This window comes from Dyella sp. (assembly GCF_051954575.1).
Classification (GTDB): Bacteria; Pseudomonadota; Gammaproteobacteria; order Xanthomonadales; family Rhodanobacteraceae; genus Dyella_B.
In genome coordinates this window covers 116622-136912 of sequence record NZ_JBQCHP010000085.1, presented here as the reverse complement: position 1 = coordinate 136912, position 20291 = coordinate 116622, and the positions used below count along the sequence as shown (strand labels likewise).

15 protein-coding genes are annotated in these 20291 nt (G+C 63.9%); 7 read left to right on the top strand and 8 right to left on the bottom strand.

Annotated features, from left to right (window positions below; translation table 11 throughout):
• From ACTHNE_RS12280 to ACTHNE_RS12245, 8 genes are all read right to left on the bottom strand, one after another.
• On the bottom strand, positions 1-636 hold a 636-nt coding region (locus tag ACTHNE_RS12280; RefSeq protein WP_440269390.1), incomplete at its 3' end, for an MnhB domain-containing protein.
• The gene (locus tag ACTHNE_RS12275) at positions 633-887 is read right to left on the bottom strand and encodes a DUF4040 domain-containing protein (RefSeq protein ID WP_324940818.1); all 255 of its coding nucleotides are present in this window, start codon (positions 885-887) and stop codon (positions 633-635) included. The genes ACTHNE_RS12280 and ACTHNE_RS12275, both read right to left, overlap by 4 nt.
• A complete protein-coding gene (locus tag ACTHNE_RS12270) occupies positions 884-1168 on the bottom strand; it encodes a hypothetical protein (RefSeq protein ID WP_324940815.1) in 285 nt (94 codons plus the stop codon). Before ACTHNE_RS12270 ends, ACTHNE_RS12275 begins: the two co-directional genes overlap by 4 nt.
• Positions 1165-1410 (bottom strand): monovalent cation/H+ antiporter complex subunit F, encoded by a 246-nt coding sequence (locus ACTHNE_RS12265; protein ID WP_324940812.1) that lies wholly within the window; start codon positions 1408-1410, stop codon positions 1165-1167. The genes ACTHNE_RS12270 and ACTHNE_RS12265 overlap by 4 nt, the downstream gene beginning before the upstream one ends.
• 4 nt (positions 1411-1414) lie before the next feature.
• Entirely contained in the window at positions 1415-1861 is a 447-nt protein-coding gene (locus ACTHNE_RS12260) for a hypothetical protein (RefSeq protein WP_324940809.1), read from the bottom strand.
• 98 nt (positions 1862-1959) lie between these two features.
• Entirely contained in the window at positions 1960-2694 is a 735-nt protein-coding gene (locus ACTHNE_RS12255; RefSeq protein WP_324940806.1) for a DNA-formamidopyrimidine glycosylase family protein, read from the bottom strand.
• 156 nt (positions 2695-2850) lie between these two features.
• Positions 2851-3711, bottom strand: a complete 861-nt coding sequence (locus ACTHNE_RS12250; protein ID WP_324940803.1) for an alpha/beta fold hydrolase — start codon at positions 3709-3711, stop codon at positions 2851-2853.
• 66 nt (positions 3712-3777) lie between these two features.
• Positions 3778-6339, bottom strand: coding sequence for a mechanosensitive ion channel domain-containing protein (locus tag ACTHNE_RS12245; RefSeq protein WP_324940799.1), 2562 nt, complete (start codon positions 6337-6339; stop codon positions 3778-3780).
• Between the two features lie 365 nt (positions 6340-6704).
• On the opposite strand from ACTHNE_RS12245, the gene glgA reads away from it, so the two are divergent.
• From glgA to glgX, 7 genes are all read left to right on the top strand, one after another.
• The gene (gene glgA, locus ACTHNE_RS12240; RefSeq protein WP_414649704.1) at positions 6705-8309 is read left to right on the top strand and encodes a glycogen synthase GlgA; all 1605 of its coding nucleotides are present in this window, start codon (positions 6705-6707) and stop codon (positions 8307-8309) included.
• A 114-nt stretch (positions 8310-8423) separates the two neighbouring features.
• Positions 8424-10613: a 1,4-alpha-glucan branching protein GlgB gene (gene glgB / locus ACTHNE_RS12235; RefSeq protein WP_440269391.1), complete on the top strand. Its 2190-nt coding sequence runs from the start codon at positions 8424-8426 to the stop codon at positions 10611-10613.
• 283 nt (positions 10614-10896) lie between these two features.
• Positions 10897-12708: a malto-oligosyltrehalose trehalohydrolase gene (gene treZ / locus ACTHNE_RS12230; RefSeq protein ID WP_440269389.1), complete on the top strand. Its 1812-nt coding sequence runs from the start codon at positions 10897-10899 to the stop codon at positions 12706-12708.
• A complete protein-coding gene (gene malQ / locus ACTHNE_RS12225; RefSeq protein WP_440269388.1) occupies positions 12689-14965 on the top strand; it encodes a 4-alpha-glucanotransferase in 2277 nt (758 codons plus the stop codon). Before treZ ends, malQ begins: the two co-directional genes overlap by 20 nt.
• Entirely contained in the window at positions 14962-17664 is a 2703-nt protein-coding gene (gene treY / locus ACTHNE_RS12220) for a malto-oligosyltrehalose synthase (RefSeq protein WP_440269387.1), read from the top strand. Before malQ ends, treY begins: the two co-directional genes overlap by 4 nt.
• On the top strand, positions 17661-17849 hold the full coding sequence (locus ACTHNE_RS12215) for a DUF2934 domain-containing protein (protein ID WP_324947989.1): 189 nt from the start codon (positions 17661-17663) through the stop codon (positions 17847-17849). Before treY ends, ACTHNE_RS12215 begins: the two co-directional genes overlap by 4 nt.
• Positions 17850-18015: 166 nt before the next feature.
• Positions 18016-20166 (top strand): glycogen debranching protein GlgX, encoded by a 2151-nt coding sequence (glgX, locus tag ACTHNE_RS12210; protein ID WP_324947991.1) that lies wholly within the window; start codon positions 18016-18018, stop codon positions 20164-20166.
• Positions 20167-20291: the final 125 nt, after the last annotated feature.

Sequence of the window (20291 nt, the reverse complement as noted above, 5' to 3'; positions counted from 1 at the left end):
TTTCGACTGCCCTTGCGGCAGCACGTTCTCCAGAAAACCCGCGCCGAGCGCCAGCGGCAGCAGGCCCACGCATACGCAGCCCGCTGCACCGAGCGCCTCCAACGCCTGCATCACTACCGGCGGCGTCACCTGTCGCCAGCTGCGATAGCCATCGCCCAGGAACAACAGCAGCAACGCCGAAGCGAGCATCGCGCCGGCCTGAAAACCACCGCCCGGCGTAAGCTGCCCGTGCGCCATCACGTAGATGGAAAACGCCACGGTAGCCGGCAGCATCCAGCGAATCAGCAAGGCCACCGCCTCGCTGCGCGTGGGCAGCCAGCGTCCGTCGACATGGATCGGCTTGCGCGAGGCATCTTCGCCGCGGCCGCCGCGCAGCAGCACCGCAAGCCCGGTGATCGCGGCGACAAAAATGAATTCCTCGCCCAGCGTATCCACGCCGCGCACGTCGAAAATGATCGCCGTCACCACGTTGGTGGCCTGGCGCATGTACGGCACGTGCGCGTTGACGGTTGTCCCGTAGGCCGGCAACTGTTCGCCGAACGCCGGCATATGCAGCGCCACCAGCACCGCCGCCGGCGCCAGCACGATCAGCGCCAGGATGCACAACGCGTAACGCAAGGCCAGGCCGTATTTCATCGCGGCAGGTTCCTGCGTCCGCCACCGCGTATGGCAGCGAGCACGGTCAGGAACATCACCGGCACCAGCGCCGTGCCCACCGCAATTTCCGAATAGGCAACATCCGGTGCTTGCAGCATCAGGAACAGCATGGAGAGGAACAGGCCATGCACGCTGATCATCAGCACCTGCCGCGCCGGACGGCGCGTGAACGCCACCAGCGCACCGCTGATCATCACCAGGATCAGGCAACCGGCCACCGCGAACTTCATGCTTCGCCTCCTTTGCGCGGACGCATCAGGCGTCCCAACGCATGCGAAATGCCGACGCTGGCCAGCGCATTGATCAACCACAAAAAAGCGACCTTGGCCGTGCCCAGACTCATGCCGGTTTGCAGTCCCGTCACGATCACCAACAGTGGCGACGTCGCCAAGGACACAAAACTCACCGCATGCAGACGATCCATGCCCAGCGGCAGCCGCAACAGCGCCACTGCCGAAATCCAGCAGCACGCCACCAGCAAAATCAGCGCAATCACGATCGCGATGTTCACATCCAGCGCTCCATGTAGAAGCTGTAGGCAAGCGTTCCCGGCAGTCCCAGCAAGGTCAGCGCCAGGGCCAGATCGATATATGACGGCTGCTGCATCGCCAGCGCGATCAACACAAAAACGATCGCCACCAGCGTGCCGACGAACTGGATCGCCAGCGGCCGGGTACGCAACGGACCGCGCCGCGCCGCGATCGCGCCCACCAGAAGCGGCGGCAGCAAGGCGATGATCGCTACCCAGTACACACCATCACTCCGGCCGCCGGGTTCCTTCGGCACGGTGCACGCGCAAGGCCTCGTGATGCGCTTCGATGGTGTAGGCCAAAGGGCCGAACGAGGTGGCCAGGATCGCCAGCGCACGGCGCTTGGGAATCGCATGCATATCTGCACCGCGTATCAGCACTGGCGCCGGCTCCATCACCTGCTTGCCGAACCGGCGCCGCCACAGCGAAGCCAGCACATGCCATGCACCCAGCGGAACATCTTGCAATGCGCCTTTTGCGGCGAGCTTGAGGATGTGAAGCGGTTGTGGCCTGCCGATAAAACGAAAGGCCGAGCGCTGGATCAGTCGCGCATGTAAACAAGCGGCCGTACATCCCGCAAACGCGGCAACGACGATTTCAGCCGCAGACACGCTGCCAGCGAACAGCAGGCAGACTGCACTGAGCAAAAAGGCCTCCACCATCAAGCGCCACATCTTCACGATCCGTTGAATTTGCCCGGATTGTTCCACCGGCGATGTGGAAGGAATGCGTAAGTTCGATGTATGCGAGCGTGGCGATGCGCATTCCGTTACTACGGCGTATAACGCCGCTGACAAAGCTCGCAGAAAAAACTGCGGCGCTTGCGATGGCCAAGATACCCGCGCGATAGCGGAATCTGGTGGACCGGGCATTGACCCTTGTTGTGCACCAGCCAGTGCTTGCGCAGCACGTGGGCCTTTTTCCAATCAAGGAAACGAAAGCTGTAGGCGCGTGCCTGTGCCACGATTTCGTTCGCCTTTCTTGCCGGCAGGTCGCCCACCGGTGAAAGCGGATGCACCTTGCACAGGTACAGCACTTCGTTCTTGATGATGTTGCCGACACCGGCGAAAACATCCTGGTCGAGCAAGGCGTCGCATACGAGTTCTTCCGGCATGGCGCGGAATTTCCGGCGCACGAATTTTTCGTCCCACTGGTCCGACATGATGTCGACGCGCCAGTCGTAGGTATCCGCCGGATCGCCTTCCAGCAGTTTTACCGAACAGTTGTAGAAAAGGATCTCGCCGTTGCGAAAAGTGAGGCCCAGCCGCGGTGCGACGTCCTTGCGTTCGTTGATCAGGTAGCTACCGAACATCAACAGATGCACGCGCACGTAGAAGTCGTCGAACACGATCAGCGTCTGCTTGCCGAAGCTGCGCCAATCAGCGACGCGCTCCCCTTCGATACGCTGCATGTCGATCTTGGCGTTGCCTTCGGCGCGCGACACGACCTTGCGGACGAAGATCGACGCTTCGTCGCGGAGGATCGCAATGGAAGGACCTTCGGGCATTGCTTGCCTGGCTTCACATCGTCACGCCTGCTGCGTTCGATGGGATTCTTCCACGCGCGATGTGGACGGTGCTTGAAACCCGCGTCGCAGGCTTCGGATGCAATCCCGGCTTTATCGTGGGATCGCGCCGCTGGGATTGCATCCGAAGCTACGTTGTCAGAACACCGGCGGTGGCAGTGTCTGCGATGGCGGCGTGCGCACCAGGCCCAGCAGATCGTCGTTCAACATCGACGCATGCGTCGCGAACAAGCCATGTCCGGCGCCTTCATAGGGACGAAAAATGCTACCTGGCAGCAGGTCCGAAGTACGCCGTCCGTTCATGGCGAAAGGCGCGATGCGGTCTTCGGTGCCGTGGATCACCAGCGACGGCAGGTTGATCGCCGCGGCCATGTCGCCGGTGAAATCCGTTTCCGCGAATGCCCTCACGCAGCCCAGCATGGCAATGCGAGAGGCCGGCTCGGCCAGCGACTTGATCCACGCCAGCTTCGCCGCGTTGACGCTGGACGTATCGAGCAGTTGTCCCACGAATTGGTCGATATAGGTAAAGCGATCCGCGCGGATGCGGGTGAAGATGTCATCGAATTTCGCTTCGTCGGCGCCTTCGGGGTTGTCCTTGCTCTTGGCCATGGAGGGTGTGATCGCGCTCACCAGCGCGAAGCGCGTGATGCGCTGGCCGAGATGGCGACTCATGTAGCGCACCACTTCGGCGGCGCCCATCGAAAAACCCACCAGCGTCACGTCATGCAGGTCGAGCGCGTCCAGCAACGCCTTGAGATCATCGACGAAGCGGTTGAAGTTGTAGCCATCGACTGGCTTGGACGATTTGCCAAAGCCGCGGCGATCGTAGGCGATGACGCGGCAGCCGCCGCTGGCAAGTGCAAAGATCTGCTCTTCCCACATCGTATGATCGAACGGCCAGCCATGCAGCAGTACAACCGGCGGACCGTAGCCGATGTCCTCGTAATACAGTTCGATAGGGCGACCCAGACTATCCGTTTCGACCTGCAGCATGCTCATGGGTTTCTCCTATTTTCAGCAGAATTTAACCTTGGCGCCATGAAGAGGGTGTCGCCGCGAATGTATTCATTTGGCTGATGTCCGTGGCGCCGGTTTTCCGCTTTGTTGCGGCGTCTCCTGCTGCGGAAACAGATAGCTGGCGTGAGGATTGGCCATTTCCACGCCGATCTCGCGGAAGCGCCGCAGGATGCGTCGATTGAGTTCGCGCTGCACGCCCCAGCGTCCTCTGTCCGTACATTGCATCTGGCCGATCAGGGTGATTTTCGAACCGTCCATGGCATCCACGCCCCAGATTTCCAGGTCTTTCAGGATCAGCTTCTGGTAGGCGGGATCGGCGCGCAGCTCCTTGCCGATCTTCTTCAATTCTTCCATCGCGCGATCGGCATCGGCGCCGTAGGCGATGCTGACGCTCATCGCCGCATTGCCCACGCCGCGGTTGGTGTTGTTGACCGTGGTCACCGAGCTGAAAGGAATGGTGTAGAGCGAACCGTCGCCGCCGCGCAGGCGCACCGTGCGCACGGACAGGTATTCCACCGTGCCGGAAACGCCGGCCACCGTGACCCAATCGCCCACCTGCATGGCGTTTTCCATCAACAGGAAGATGCCGGTGATGAAATCCTGCACCAGCTTCTGCGAACCGAAGCCAAGCGCCACGCCGACGATGCTTGCGCTTGCCAGCAGCGGTGTGGTGTTGATGCCGATCTCGTTCAAGGCGGTCAGCCCCACCACCAGCACCACCACGATAAACAAACCGGTGCGCATCATCGGCAGCAGCGTGCGCAGACGCGCGGCGCGCATCAGGTCGCCATGCTCGGTCCACAAGGCAATGCGCCGTTCGATGCTGTAGCTGGCCCCTTCCCACACGGAGACGGCCACCACCGCCGCCACCAGGATCGTCAATGCGGCGGATGTGAGGCTGCGCCCGATCGGCCCCTTGGCGAACCATTCGAACGCATCCAGGCCCCACGCCTGGAACAGCGCGATGATCGTCAGCACCGTCATGAAGAACGACACGAGCCCGCTGATGATCGGGTAATAGCGCCGCGCAAGCCGCACGCGCGCACCGTCCGCGGAAGCATCGTTGTTATCGCGCAGGCGGAACATGCGACCCAGCGCACCCTGCACCAATATCGTCACCACCCTGGCGCCGATCAGGATGCCCGCGGAAACGCCGATGAAGTGGATCAGCTTGGGAAAACCGTCTTCCACGCCCAGCGCCCACACCACCCACGCACCAATGATGAAGACGACAGCGAACAATACCCACACCCGCGCCAGCCAGTTGCGCGCGGCCGCGGATATGCCGTGCGCGCCGGGCTTCGGCGCGATCGCGCGCCCGACCGGCACGCGCAGTTTCAGGATGAGAACCACCGCGGCGATATGCGCAAACAGCGATATCAGCTTGATGAAGGCCATGCGGCTCGCCTCGCCGCCGCCGAGGTTCGCCAAGGCATCGCCGAAGGCGATGCCGAATGCCGCGACGGTCACGATGCAGCGCATCCAGAACAGCACGGTGCGCGTCGTCGTATGGCTCACCGGCAGCACGCACAGCCCCGGCCCTTCCGGCGACACCAGCAGGCGCAGCACGGCCATGGTGATGCGCGTGCTGACGTAGGCGTTGATGAAACTGCTGGCCACGGCATGGATGCGCGCATCATCATCGCCACCGACGCCACGCAGCACCAGGCCGGAGACGACAAAGAACACCGCCAGCGGAAACAGGTTGATCAGCAGCGCGCCGAAGGCGAACACCAGATGATGCAGGGTGCGGGCATAGCGCGCCGGGCGTGCATGATCGGGCGTTTTGTGCGGCGCAGGTGGTGATGTTTCAGGTGGGCGTGCAGCAGTCGGCGGCGGACCGGCCGCATTCTGTTCGCCGACGTGCACGGGCTCCACGCGATCGACGCCATCTTCGTTGGTGTGCACCAGCGCCACTGCGACGGATGGCGGCTGCACGCCGGCCTCCGATTTCGCCTGCTCGGCCTTTTGCGCTTCGGAGACTTTCGCCGCCTGCGTCGCGCGCTGCGTCAGCGCGCGTTCGCGATCCTCTCGGCTGCGATCGCGTTTCTCCACTGCGTTCGCCCTGGCGACCAGTGCGCGCAATGGGCGCTTGAGCAGAAAGTGGAACAGCCATTCGAACAGCACGCCGGCGGCAAACACGGCAGCCAGCGCGGCGCCCGTATGCAGCAACAGATCGCGGTCGGCGGCATTGGCGATATGTCCGCCGGATCGCTCGAACAACACCAGCAAGGCAAGCAGCGAAGCCCATGCCTGCTTGAGCTGCACAGCCAGCCCGGCGGCCCATTGGCTGATCTGGTGCAGGCTGCGCTCGATCAATCCGTTGGCTTGCAACGGCACAATGCCGGCGGGTTTGGTGCCTGGCTTGGCCGCGGCTGCTGTATTTGCGTTCTTGGGCGGCGCCGTAGTGGTTGCCGCGCTGTTCTTGGGGGGAGGATCGGCAGCATGCGCGCCTGCTTGCACGCAGGCTGCGGCAGTGCCGCCCGATGCCGGCGCGAGCTCGAATGCATGCAGCGGCAACGCCACGAACATGCACGTAAACAGACTGAAAAATAGCGTCCGCAGGGTCTTGCCGACGATCCATGGAGCGAGAAAGGGCGTTCTGTTCACTGCGATCCATGTGTACCACCACTGATGCACCTGTCACCGCGCCATCATTCCGGCGTTGCAGGAATGACGAGCGATCTGCACGCCCGCAGTGGATCAGCGGCGATACCTCCCGTCTAAAGAAAACCTCGCCCCACCGTGCACTGCCGTTCGTAAAAGCGGCGTGCACGGAAAGTTGTTCACGCCTTTATCCGCTATCGCATGGTGGAGATTTCGCGTGCACGTTCGCGCCGATTCGTCTCGCGATCTTCACTTTGCCACACCGCTAGCTGTACGGAAGTTTGATCATCAGAGCCCTAACCTCAAGCATAAATCTGCAAAAGACGGGCGAATCGTCGCCTTGCAGCCATATCGTGAGATCAAATGGAATGAGCATCGCCAAACCTGCACACAGGATCCATCACCCGAATCATCACCAGAAACGAGAAGTCGTCTCCGGCGTGCATCGGCATCGATCCGAACCGCCCGCCACCGCCGCGCGCGCCGAGCGGAGCGGCGGGAGAATCCTTTTCGTCACCACCGAAATGACCGATTTCGTCAAGGCCGGCGGCCTGGGCGACGTCTCTGCCGCCCTGCCCCGCGCGTTGGCCAAGGACCACGATGTCCGCGTGCTGCTGCCCGGCCATCCCAAGGTGATGGCGGCGGCCCGCTCCATGCGCATGGTCGGCAAGACGCTGGGCCATCACGCATTGCCGGCGTGCGAGATCGGTGAAATCAAGACCAGCGACGGCCTGACCATCCTGGTGCTGTGCAATGCCGAACTGTATGAGCGCGAAGGTTCACCCTACACCGACGTGCATGGGCACGAGTGGCCGGACAACGCGATCCGTTTCGGCACACTGTCGTATGCGGCGGCGGAGATCGCGCTCAATCACGCACAGATGGACTGGCGCCCGGACCTGTTACATCTGAACGACTGGCCCTGCGCGCTGGCCACGCATTACCTGGAAGGCCAGAGCAATGCCGTGCCTACTGTGCTCACCATTCACAACCTGGCCTACCAGGGCGTGTTTCCGGCTTCCACCGCCGCCACCATCGGCATGACGCGCAAGCGTACCGAGCACGAACCGCGCGGGCGCATTTCGTTCCTGCATGAAGGCGTCGCCAAGGCGACCTATCTCACCACGGTCAGCGAATGCTACGCGCGCCAGATCACCGAGCCGGCGCACGGCTGCGGACTGGACGCACTGCTGCACAAGCGCGCGCAGGAAGGCCGCCTGATCGGCATCGTCAACGGTATTGACCCGAGTTGGGATCCGCAGCGCGATCCGGCGCTGGAGGCGCCCTTCACCATCGGCCAGTGGGATACGCGGGCACAGAACACGCACAGCCTGCGCGCGGAAATGGGCTTGCGCGAACAAAGCGGCCCGCTGTTCGCGGTGATCTCGCGCATGGTGCAGCAGAAAGGCGTGGATTTGATTTGCGAAGCGGCGCCGCAGATCATCGCCGCGGGCGGCCAGCTGGCCTTGATCGGCCGCGGCGATCCGTCGATCGAGCGCACCATCGCGCGCCTGCCGCGACGCTTCCCCGGCCGCGTCGCGGCGCATATCGGTTTCGAGGAAGGATTGGCACGGCGCATGTTCGCCGGCGCGGATTTCCTGCTGATGCCCTCGCGCTACGAGCCCTGCGGCCTTAGCCAGATGTACGCGCAATCGTATGGCTGCCTGCCGATCGCGCACGCCACCGGCGGCCTGGTCGACACCATCGAGGATGGCGTCACCGGTCTGCTGTTCCGTGACGCCACCGTTTCCGAATTGCGTCGCTGCCTGCAGCGCGCCTTTCGCATCTTCGCCGAACCGTTGCTGCTCAACGCCATGCGCGGTGCGGCGATGCTCGAGAAGCACGGCTGGGACGGCCCGGGCCGGCAGTATGCGGCCCTGTACCGGCGCATGTTGCTCAACAAGCAGCAGCCCGGCCATGTCGCGCAGCCGGCATCTTCCACGCGCGAAGAGAAGACCTATGTCCATCCGTAAGCAGGCGGGCACGGCAGGCTGCACGACGAGGTGGATGACGTGGTGTCGGATCAACTTTCAAAAGGCCAGCGCGTGAGAAGCGACCTCGGTTTGGCCGTGGCGCCCACGGCACGCGTGCATGCGTGCATTCCCGCCAACGTGCTGGAGGCGCTGGACAAAGGACGTTGCGGCGACCCATTCGAGTTGCTCGGCCCGCACCTGCACGACGATCACTGGTACATCGCCACCGCGATGCACGGCGCCACCGAAGTGGAAGTGATCGACGTGGCCGATGGCGCCACTTGGCAGGCGCAACGTTTGGCGGAAGGTATTTTCGCCGCCTCGCTGCCGTACCGGCCGGAAGACTATTACCTGCGCATCCGCTGGCCGACGGGCAAGGAAGTGATCCGCGATCCATACGCCTTCGCGCCGCTGCTGACGGAAGGCACACTGCGCGCGTTCCACGCCGGCGAATTGAGCCGCCCGGGCGATTTCCTCGGTGCGCACGTCATGCACCTGGGCGACGTGGACGGCGTGCATTTCTCGGTATGGGCGCCGAACGCACCGCGCGTATCGGTGGTGGGCGATTTCAACCGCTGGGACGGTCGCCGCCACATGATGCGCCGGCACGCGCACGAAGGCGTGTGGGAAATCTTCATTCCGGGCCTGAAGGCCGGCGCGCTCTACAAGTTCGAACTGCTCGACCGCAACGGTCATCTGCTGCCGCTGAAGGCCGATCCGTACGCACGCCAGACCGAGCTGCCGCCCGCCACCGCTTCGGTGGTGGCTGCGCCGCTGATCGTGAACTGGCACGACGCCTCGTGGATGGCGCATCGCGCATCGGTGGATTATGACCGCGTTCCCGTTTCCATCTACGAAGTGCACGCCGGTTCCTGGCAATGGGACGAGGATGGCCGTCCGCTCGACTGGGGCACGCTCGCCACGCGCCTGATTCCCTACGTGCAGGCGCAAGGCTTCACGCATATCGAACTGCTGCCGATCAGCGAATATCCGTTCGGCGGCTCCTGGGGTTACCAGCCCATCGCCATCTACGCGCCCACCGCGCGCATGGGCGGCCCGGATGCGTTCGCTCGCTTCGTCGATTCCTGCCACGTCGCCGGCATCGGCGTGATCATCGACTGGGTCAGCGCGCACTTCCCTTCCGACGAGCACGGCCTGCGCGATTTCGATGGCACCAAGCTGTACGAGCACAGCGATCCGCGCGAAGGCGTGCACCAGGACTGGGACACGCTGATCTACAACTACGGCCGCCGCGAGGTGAGCCAGTACCTGATCGGCAGCGCCGCGCACTGGGTGCGCCACTTCCACGTGGACGGCCTGCGCGTGGATGCGGTCGCCAGCATGCTGTACCGCGACTACAGCCGGCCCGAAGGCGAGTGGATACCGAACAAGCACGGCGGCCGCGAAAACCTCGAAGCCATCGCCTTTCTGCAGGCGCTCAACACTGCCGTTGCGCGCGAACAACCAGGCGTGATGGTGCTGGCCGAGGAATCCACCGCATGGCCGGGCGTCACGCGCGCGGTCAACGAGGGCGGCCTGGGTTTCAGCTACAAGTGGAACATGGGCTGGATGCACGACAGCCTCAACTACATGCAGCGCGATCCGCTGTACCGGCGCTATCACCATCACGATCTCACCTTCGGCATGGTCTACGCCTATTCGGAGAAATTCGTGCTGCCGCTGTCGCATGACGAAGTGGTACACGGCAAAGGTTCGCTGATCGCGCGCATGCCCGGCGACCGCTGGCGCAAGTTCGCCAGCCTGCGCGCCTATTTCGGCTTCATGTGGACGCATCCGGGCAAGAAGCTGCTGTTCATGGGTGGCGAATTCGCACAGGAACGCGAATGGCATCACGATCGCCCGCTGGACTGGCATCTGCTGGACGACCCCATGCATCGCGGCGTGCAACAGCTGGTGAGCGACCTCAACCGCTTGCTGGTGCACGAGCCGGCTCTGCATCGCCTCGACCACGATCCGGAAGGCTTCCGCTGGGTGATCGGCGATGACACGCATGCCTCGGTCTATGCATATCTGCGCTGCGGCGGCGAGGGTCTTCCACCGATCCTGGTGGTGTGCAATTTCACGCCGGAAGTGCGCCGCGACTATCGCGTGGGCGTACCGGAAGACGGCATGTGGCGCGAGGTCTGCAACACCGACAGCGCGCACTACGGCGGTTCCAACGTCGGCAATGGTGGCCTGATCCACGCCGATGCGTCCGGCTGCCGCGGGCAACCGTATTCGTTGAACCTGCTGTTGCCGCCGCTGGCGACCTTGATCCTGCGGCCGGATCGGGGCGAGGGGTGAATGGCTTGTTCTGTCCCCTCCCCTGCGCGCAGGGGAGGGTTGGGGTGGGTCCGAGCATGCCGCATGTGTTCAATTCACCGCGAGATTGCGTAACCCCACCCCAGCCCTCCCCTACTTCGCAGGGGAGGGAGCAGTACACGGCAAGCAAAAAACTTCATGTGCTTGAGCATCCATTCGTGCTTCGCGCACATGACGGCGCAGGGCGGCGAACATCACCAAAAAATCACCCGCCCACTGCGCAAAAGGAAGTACGAAGAGACTACAACTCCGCAGTGCGGTTCCCATGTCCACACATCCCATTCCAACTCAATCGCCCGCTTCGTCCTGCCACGATTGCACGTATGGGGCGCAGGTTCTCGACGACGGCACCACGCGCTTTCGCGTGTGGGCGCCCAGCGCCAGGCTCGTCGAACTGGTGATCGACGAGCTCGCGTTCCCGATGCATCGCGACCAAGATGGCAATCACACGCTCGCCATCGAGGTCGATCCGGATACGCGCTACGTCTATCGCACCGACGGACGCCAGGTGCCCGATCCCGCTTCGCGTTCGCAACCAGGCGGCGTACTCGGCGCGAGCATGGTGGTGGACCCGCGCGACCATGTCTGGCAATGCAACGACTGGAGCGGCGCGCCATGGCATACCGCGGTGATCTGCGAAGTGCATGTGGGCGCGATGGGCGGCTTCGATACCCTGTGCCAGGCGCTGCCGCGGCTGGCCGCCTGTGGCTACACCGCGATCGAACTGATGCCGATCGCCTCGTTCCACGGCGATCGCAACTGGGGTTACGACGGCGTGCTGCCGTATGCGCCCGATGCCTCCTACGGCAGCATCGATTCGCTCAAGGCGATGGTCGATCACGCACACCGGCTGGGCCTGTCGGTGATCCTGGACGTGGTCTACAACCACTTCGGACCGGTCGGCAATCAACTGCCGGACTATGCGCCGGAATTCTTCAGCGCCGACACGCACACGCCGTGGGGCGCGGCGATCGATTTCCGACGCCCGCAAGTGGCGCGCTATTTCATCGACAACGCGCTGATGTGGATCAACGAGTACCGCATCGACGGCCTGCGGCTGGATGCCGTGCACGCGATCCAGCCGCAGGCCTTCCTGGAGGAACTCGGCGCCGCGATCCGGCGCACTTGCCTGCCGCGCGGACGGCAGGTGTGGTTGATCCTGGAAAACGAGCACAACAATGCCAGCCTGCTGCGCGGCGACTACAACGCGCAGTGGAACGACGACGCGCACAACGTGCTGCACGTGATGCTCACCGGCGAGCACGAAGGCTATTACGCCGACTTCGCCAAGAACTCCACCGCGGACCTGGCCAAGGCGCTGGCGGAGGGTTTCGTGTTCCAGGGCCAGCACGACCGCCGCGGCATCTCGCGCGGCGAACCCAGCCAGGATCTTCGCCCCACCTCGTTCGTGCTGTTCCTGCAGAACCACGACCAGATCGGCAACCGCCCGCTCGGCGAGCGGCTGACCTGCCTCACCAGCGAAGCCGACCTGCGCGCGGCAATGGTGATGGTGGCGCTCAGCCCGATGATTCCACTGTTTTTCATGGGCGAGGAATGGGGTTGCCGCACACCGTTCTATTACTTCACCGACTACGAAGGCGAACTGGCTGAAAAAGTGCGCCAGGGCCGGCGCGAAGAGTTCGCACATTTCTCCGGCTTTACCGATCCGGAGCGGCGCGAATTGATTCCCGACCCGAACGCGCTCGATACCTACGCCGCCTCCATCCCGCGCATGGACGAAAACGAGCGCAGCTGGGAATGGACGCGCTGGCTGAGCGGCCTTTTGAAACTGCGCAACCGCTTTCTTTCCGACCGGCTGGAGAATTGTTGCGCGCTGGGCTGCGAGGTGCTCGGCGACAAGGCGGTGTACGCGCGCTGGCGATTGAGCGACGGGCACTATTGGGAAATCGCATTGAACCTGTCGGATAAAGACGTATCGCTGCCGCGCGACTCGGCCACCCGCGTGATCTGGATCGAGTCGCAGGACGCGATGGATGCGCTCGATCGCGGTGTCCTTCAGGCGCATACCGCCGCCGTATTGGTCAGGGAGTTGGAAGGTGAGCGGCTCCTCGCTTGAAATGCTGGCGCGCGCCGCCGGCCTGTCCGTTCAATGGACCGACGCCTCCGGCCAGCCACGCACCGTATCCGATGACGCGCTGCAGGGTTTGCTGGCGGCGCTGCAACTACCTGCGCAGGATGAATCCAGCCGCCGGGCAAGCCTGCAACGGATCGAGGAACGCCATCGCGCACTGCCTGTCCTTCTCAGCGTGGACGCCGGCGATGCCTTCGATATGCCGCCCGCCCTGCTGCATGGCGAACAGCTGGCGATGATCGATGAAGAAGGCCGCCCGCACCAGCTCGCACCGCTCGGCGCCGGCTGCTATCGCGCGCCTTCGCAATACGGTTATTACCAATTGGATGCAGGCAACCATTCGCTGATGCTGGCTGTGGCGCCGCCGCGCTGCTTCGGTGTGGGCGACGCGCTGGGTACAGACAAACATCGTGCCTGGGGATTGGCCGCGCAGGTGTATTCATTGCGGCACGCCAACGATGGCGGCCTGGGCGACAGCCGCGCGGTGGCCGAACTTGCCGAAACGATCGGCCGCGCCGGCGGCGATGCGATCGCCCTCAGTCCACTGCATGCGATGAGCCCCGTCGCCGGACACTACAGCCCGTATTCCCCTTCGCATCGCGGTTTTCTCAACTGGGTGCATGCCGATCCCGCGCAGGTGCTCGGTGCAGCCGCGTTGAACGCCGCGCTGCAAGCCAGCGGACTGGCATCGACCTGGCATCTCGCGCAACAAGGCAAGCTGGTCGACTGGCCGGTGGCGTATGCACTACGTCGCAACGTGTTCCGCGTGCTGCATGAACAATTCGCGCATGCGCCGCCGACGCTGCGCGATGACCTGCAACGTTTCACCGCCGAAGGTGGCGATGCGCTGAAACGCCACGCGTGGCTGGCCGCGCGCCAATCGCAGGCGATGCTGGCCGGCGAAAGCAGCGCCTGGCAGGCATGGCAGGACGATTGGCGCAGCGAAGCGTCCGCCGCCGCGTTCGCGCAACAACACGTGCCCGAGGTGGATTTGGAGATCTTCCTGCAATGGCTGGCCGCGCGTTGCTGGGAAAGCACCCAGCGGCGCGCGCTCGATGCGGATCAACATATCGGCCTGATCTGCGATCTGGCCGTCGGTTTCGAAGCAGGCGGCGGCGAAGCGTGGACGTGGCGCGAGCATGTCCTGCAAGGCCTTGAGCTGGGCGCGCCACCGGATGCGTTCAATCCGGACGGACAAAGATGGGGCATCACCTCGTATGCGCCATCTGACCTGAAAGCCAGCGGCTTTCGTCCGTTTATCGAACTACTGCGCGCGAACATGCAGCGCGGCGGCGGCCTGCGCATCGACCACATCATCGGCTTCCAGCACATCTGGGTACTGCCGCAAGGCGGCCCTTCCACCGAAGGCGGCTACCTTCGCCAGCCTTTGCAGGATCTGCTGCGGCTTACTGCGCTGGAATCATGGCGCCAGCGTTGCATCGTGATTGGCGAGGACCTGGGTACCGTGCCGGTGGGCTTGCGCGACCTGCTTGCCGCGCGTGGCGTGCTGGGCATTGACGTGCTGCTGTTTACGCGCGACGAACAGGGTGAGTTTCTTGCACCGGAATCATGGAGAAAGAACGCGGTGGCGACGACGACGACGCATGATTTGCCGCCGTTGGCGGGGTGGCGGGAAGGAGTGGATATTGCGCAGCTCGCCAAGGCGCATGGGTTTGGTGAAGAAGAGATGCGGCGACGGATGCGTGCGCGGGAGGATGAGGTCGTGCGTTTAGATCAAGCCGTCGGCGCCTCCATATCGTCATTCCGGCGAACGCCGGACGTAGCGCGAAGCGCGGAGAACGTCCGAAGGACGGCCCCCGAAGGGGGTGAGCGAAGCGAATCATCCAGTTTAGATATGCGTCCGAAGGACACGACATCGATTCTCAGTGCATCGCGCGGCGCATTAAAAATGGATTCCTCGCTCCTCAAAGCCGAGCACATCCCTGTGCTCTCCCCGCGTGCCGGCGTTCGCCGGAATGACGGTGAGGGAGACCAAGACGGTGAGGGGAACCAAGCCCCGACGCAAGCATGCAATTACGTTGCATTCCTCGCCCAAACCCCTTCCCCGCTCCTCATCCTCCCCCTCGAAGACGCCCTCAACCTCAAAACCCAACCCAACCTTCCCGGCACCGTCGACAGCCATCCCAACTGGCAGCATCGCCTGCCGGAAAACACCATCGAGCAACTGCAACCTTTGCTGCAGTCCATCGGCACCTCCGTGAAGGAGGTAACACCGGCATGACCGATTTGCGCGCCACCGTTCGCCTGCAGCTCAACCACACGTTCGACTTTCTCGCGGCGGCCGAGCATGTGCCGTACTTCGCGGCCTTAGGCCTCAGCCACGTCTACCTGTCGCCGATCGCGATGGCGCGGCCGGGTTCGCTGCATGGCTACGACGTGATCAACCCGATGATCGTCAACCCTGAGCTCGGCGGCGAACCGGCGCTGGCCAAGTTCGTGCAGACGCTGCACACGCACGGTATGGGCGCGATCCTGGATATCGTGCCCAACCACATGGCCGCCGACGTCGGCAATCCGTGGTGGAACGATGTGCTGGCGATGGGCCGTACCAGCCGCTACGCGCACTACTTCGACATCGACTGGCATGCGCCGCATACCGACGGCAAGCTGTGGCTGCCCATGCTCGCGGTGCCGCTGGAACAGGCACTTTCGCGCGGCGAGCTGCGCGTGGAGCGGCACGTGGGCGGCACCACCATCGCGCTCAACGTCGCCGGCACCAAGCTGCCGATTTCCGAACAAGGCCTGCGCCTGCTGTTCGACCTGGCCGGGCACGTGCTGCCACGTTTTCGCGCAGCCGAGGACGCCATCGATGCAGTGCGCCTGGCGATGCAGGACGAGGCCATTCGCACGCACGTCGATCGTGCGATCGCGCAACTGCATACCGACAAGGCGCTGATGCGCAGGTTCCTGGACCTGCAGCACTACCGGCTTGCGTGGTGGCGCAGCGGCAGCCAGGTCATCAATTACCGGCGTTTTTTCGACATCGATTCGCTGGTGGCGCTGGCGATGGAGCGTGACGATGTATTCGACGCCGTGCATGCCCTGCCCTTGCGCTTGGTCCGCGAAGGCATGATCGACGGCTTGCGCATCGACCACGTGGACGGCCTGGCCCAGCCGCGCGACTACCTGCGCAAGCTGCGTTTGCGCGTGGATCGCGCCGCACGGGTGGACCCGCGCCAGATGGCGCGGCGAATCTCCCTGCACGTGGAAAAAATCCTGGCGCACGACGAAGCGTTGCACGAAGACTGGCCGGTCGACGGCAGCACCGGCTACGACTTCATGAACCAGGTGAGCGCCTTGCAGCACGACCCGCAAGGCCAGCCGGAACTGGCCGAGGCCTGGGCCGCGATCAGCGCCCGCTCGAAACACTTCGGCGATGAGGAACACCAGGCGCGGCGCAGCTTGCTGGCGAGCACCTTCGCCGCCGATCTCGATCGCTGTGTCGGCGCCTTCGAGCGCTACGTGGAAGATACGCCCGAACACGGCGATTTCACACCGCTCGCACTGCGCCAGGCGCTGGCCGAAGTACTGGAACAGATGCCGGTGTACCGCACCTATCTAGGCACCGGCACGGCCAGCGAGGAAGATCGTCACTCGCTGGAACACGCATTCGAGCGCGCCATGAAGGACGGTGACCCCGATCGCATCGCCTATCGCGCCTACCTGCGGCAATACCTCTTGGAAACCAAGGCGCGCTGGTTGAGCACGCTGTCGCAGCGCCGTCATCTGCAGATTGCGCGCCGCCTGTTCGAACAGCTCGCCACCACCTTGAACGCCAAGGCGGTGGAAGATACCGCGTTCTACCGCTACGGCGTGCTGCTTTCGCGCAACGAGGTGGGCAGCGATCCGCGCGTGTTCGCGATCGCGCCGCGGCGCTTCCACACCATCATGCAGCACCGCGCAACTACATGGCCGCGCGCGCTGCTCGCCACCGCCACGCACGACCACAAGCGCGGCGAAGACGTTCGCGCCCGGTTGGCGGTACTGAGCGAACGCGCGCGCTGGTTCGTCGGCCAGGCCAGCCGATGGCTGGCCGCGCTCGAAGGCCCCAACCGTCCCGCGCCCGGCGCGTTGTGGATGCTGCTGCAGACGGTGCTCGCCGCGTGGCCGCTGGGCATGCGCGACGACGATGAAGAAGCCTTGCGCGCATTCGCTCCGCGCATCGAGCAGTGGTTTCTGAAAGCCGAACGCGAAGCGAAACTGCATACGCGCTGGACCACGCCCAATCCCGCTTACGAGGAAGCGTGCAAGGCCACCGTCAGCGACCTGCTGCTGTCCCCCCGCTACGCCACGCTACGCCGCAGCATCCATGATGCGGCGCGCAGCCTGGATGCGCCGGGTGCGTTGAACGGGCTGGTAGCCGCCACGCTGCGGCTTACCGTGCCGGGCGTGCCCGACCTGTATCAGGGCACGGAATACTGGGATCAGTCGCTGGTGGATCCGGACAATCGCCGCCCGGTCGACTACGCCGCGCGCAAGGCCAGCTTCGACGGCAACCTGCTGCCCGAGCAATTGCTGGAGGATTACCGCAGCGGCGTGATCAAGCAGCAGCTGATCCATCGCCTGTTGCGCGTGCGCCGGCGGCGGCCGGAGCTGTTCGCGCGCGCCGGCTACGAGCCGCTCGACACCATGGGCTCGCGCCGCGAGCACGTCATGGCCTTCGTGCGCCGCTTCGAACGGCACAGCCTGCTGGTGGCCGTACCGCGCCTTTGCGCGGCCGGCGTGCACGAGGACCGGCCGATGGTGAGCAAGGATTTCTGGGGCGATACCACCATCGCCTCGGCCAACGATGACGGCGCGTGCACCTTCACTGATTTATTTACTCACCGGACGCACCAGGGCGGGATGCAGGGCCTCCCCGTCCAGACCCTATTTTCCGAATGGCCTGTGGCCGTGCTGATGTCCGAATCCTATCCATGAAACGTTCTCCGGCGGAGCGACACGCGCGCATCAGCGAGATCGCGCACAGCATCTGGGAATCGGAAGGGCGACCTTCCGGCCAGGAGACGCGCCACTGGCTGATGGCGGAGAAGCTGGTGCTGGCCGAAGAGCGGCATGCGTCGCAGGAGGAGGAATCGCGAGGCAAGGAAAAGGTGCGCAAGTAGGTGTTCGTACACTGCCTCACCATCATTCCGGCGAACGCCGGAATCCAGTTTCAATACGTTGTGCGAAGCACTCAAAACCGGTGTCGTGTCCTTCGCACGCATATTTGAACTGGATTCCGGCGTTCGCCGAAATGACGGTGAGGCTTAACAGGGCATTGCGAAACTGATGAACCTCACCACCAAACCCACGCGCGTACACCGCGGCACCGAAACGACATCCCACGGCGCAAGTCTGCGCGAAGGTCTGCCGTTTCCGCTCGGCGCCAACTGGGATGGCCTGGGCGTGAACTTTGCGCTGTTCTCCGCCAACGCCACCATGGTGGAGCTTTGCCTGTTCAACGAACACGGCGAGGAAACCGAACGCATCTCCCTGCCCGAATACACCGACGAGGTGTGGCACGGCTATCTGCCGGACGTGCGCCCGGGCCAACTGTACGGTTACCGCGTGCACGGGCCTTACGATCCCAAAGCGGGCCATCGTTTCAACCCGAACAAGCTGCTACTCGATCCCTACGCCAAGCAGATCGCCGGCGAACTGATCTGGGATGATGCGCTGTTCGGCTACACCATCGGCCACCCGGACGCCGATCTCAGTTTCGATGAACGCGACAGTGCGCCGTTCATGCCCAAGTCGCGCGTGATCGATCCGGCCTTCACCTGGGGCACGCATTATTGGCCTGGCGTGCCGTGGGATCGCACCGTCATCTACGAGATGCATGTGCGCGGCTACACCATGCTGCATCCGCATGTGCCCGAACCCCTGCGCGGCACCTTCGCGGGCCTGGCGCAACAGGCGGTGGTCGATTACATACGTTCGCTGGGCGTGACCTCGGTGGAGCTGATGCCCATGCACGCCTTCATCGACGACAAGCATCTGCTCGACGTGGGCCTGCGCAACTACTGGGGCTACAACACCATCGGCTTTTTCGCGCCGCATCCGCGCTATATGGCCACCTCCAGCGTGACCGAATTCAAGGAGATGGTCGCGCACCTGCACGAAGCGGGGCTGGAAGTGATCCTGGACGTGGTCTACAACCACACCGCCGAAGGCAACCATCTGGGCCCCACGCTTTCGCTGCGCGGCATCGACAACGCCACCTATTACCGGCTGGCCGAGGATCAGCGCTATTACGTCAACGACGCCGGCACCGGCAACACGCTCGATCTGAGCCATCCGCGCACGCTGCAACTGGTCATGGATTCCCTGCGCTACTGGGCCACCGAGATGCGCGTGGACGGTTTCCGCTTCGACCTGGCCACCATCCTGGGCCGCGAATCGCACGGCTTCGACCAAGGCGGCGGCTTTCTCGATGCGTGCCGGCAGGATCCGATCCTCGGCCGCGTCAAGCTGATCGCCGAACCATGGGACATCGGCCCCGGCGGCTACCAGGCCGGCAAATTCCTGCCCGGTTGGGCGGAATGGAACGATCGCTTCCGCGACGCCACGCGCGCGTTCTGGCGCGGCGACGAAGGCCGGCTGCCCGACTTCGCCACGCGCCTGACCGGCTCGGCCGACTTGTTCGACCAGCGCGGACGCCGGCCGAACGCGTCGATCAACTTCGTCACCGCACACGACGGCTTTACCCTCAACGACCTGGTCAGCTACAACCACAAACACAACGAAGCCAATCGCGAAAACAACCGCGACGGCACCGACAACAATCTCAGCTGGAACCACGGCGAGGAAGGCTTCACCGACGATCCGGTCATCCTGTCGCTGCGCCAGCGGCAGATGCGCAACATGCTCGCCACCCTGTTGTTTGCGCAAGGTACGCCGATGATCCTGGCCGGCGATGAATTTGCTCGCACCCAGGGCGGCAACAACAATGCGTACTGCCAGGACAACAACGTCACCTGGCTCGACTGGCTGGCCGCCGGCGAACAGCGCGCGCTCACCGATTTCGTGCGCCGCCTCACGCGCCTGCGCCGCGATTATCCGCTGCTCCGCCGCACGCGCTTTCTGCGCGGTCTGGTGGATGAGGAATCAGGCATCCGTGACGTCACCTGGCTCACCCACGACGGCCGCGAATTCACCGAAGAGCAATGGCACGATCCGCACGAGCGCTGCCTGACGATGCTGCTGGACGGCCGCGCAAAACCCACCGGCATCAAGCGACCCGGTGTGGATACCAGCTTGCTTCTGCTGATTAATGGCCAGTTCGAGGATGTGGCCTTCGTGCTCCCTTCCTCCAACGGCAAGACCGAATGGCGGTTGCTGGTGAGCACGGCCAACGATGCGGCCGAGCCGAGCGAGGGGCATGTCACCATGATGGCGCGGTCGCTGGCGTTGTATCGGGCACGGCCGGTGAGGCGGTGATTGCGCTGTCTGAGTGAGCCCCTCACCAACCTCTGATGAGCCTCGATTCTCACTTGTGCGACTGACGGCCCCCTCCCCTACTACACGTAGGGGAGGGAATGCATCCCGGACAGACTGGATTCAAC

What these genes read in the sequence shown, in the direction of transcription:
- ACTHNE_RS12275 (WP_324940818.1), bottom strand. Translation starts at nt 887, where the DNA reads ATGAAGTTCGCGGTGGCCGGTTGCCTGATCCTGGTGATGATCAGCGGT.
- ACTHNE_RS12260 (WP_324940809.1), bottom strand. Translation starts at nt 1,861, where the DNA reads ATGTGGCGCTTGATGGTGGAGGCCTTTTTGCTCAGTGCAGTCTGCCTG.
- ACTHNE_RS12255 (WP_324940806.1), bottom strand. Translation starts at nt 2,694, where the DNA reads ATGCCCGAAGGTCCTTCCATTGCGATCCTCCGCGACGAAGCGTCGATC.
- ACTHNE_RS12250 (WP_324940803.1), bottom strand. Translation starts at nt 3,711, where the DNA reads ATGAGCATGCTGCAGGTCGAAACGGATAGTCTGGGTCGCCCTATCGAA.
- glgA (WP_414649704.1), top strand. Translation starts at nt 6,705, where the DNA reads ATGAGCATCGCCAAACCTGCACACAGGATCCATCACCCGAATCATCAC.
- treZ (WP_440269389.1), top strand. Translation starts at nt 10,897, where the DNA reads ATGTCCACACATCCCATTCCAACTCAATCGCCCGCTTCGTCCTGCCAC.
- treY (WP_440269387.1), top strand. Translation starts at nt 14,962, where the DNA reads ATGACCGATTTGCGCGCCACCGTTCGCCTGCAGCTCAACCACACGTTC.
- ACTHNE_RS12215 (WP_324947989.1), top strand. Translation starts at nt 17,661, where the DNA reads ATGAAACGTTCTCCGGCGGAGCGACACGCGCGCATCAGCGAGATCGCG.
- glgX (WP_324947991.1), top strand. Translation starts at nt 18,016, where the DNA reads ATGAACCTCACCACCAAACCCACGCGCGTACACCGCGGCACCGAAACG.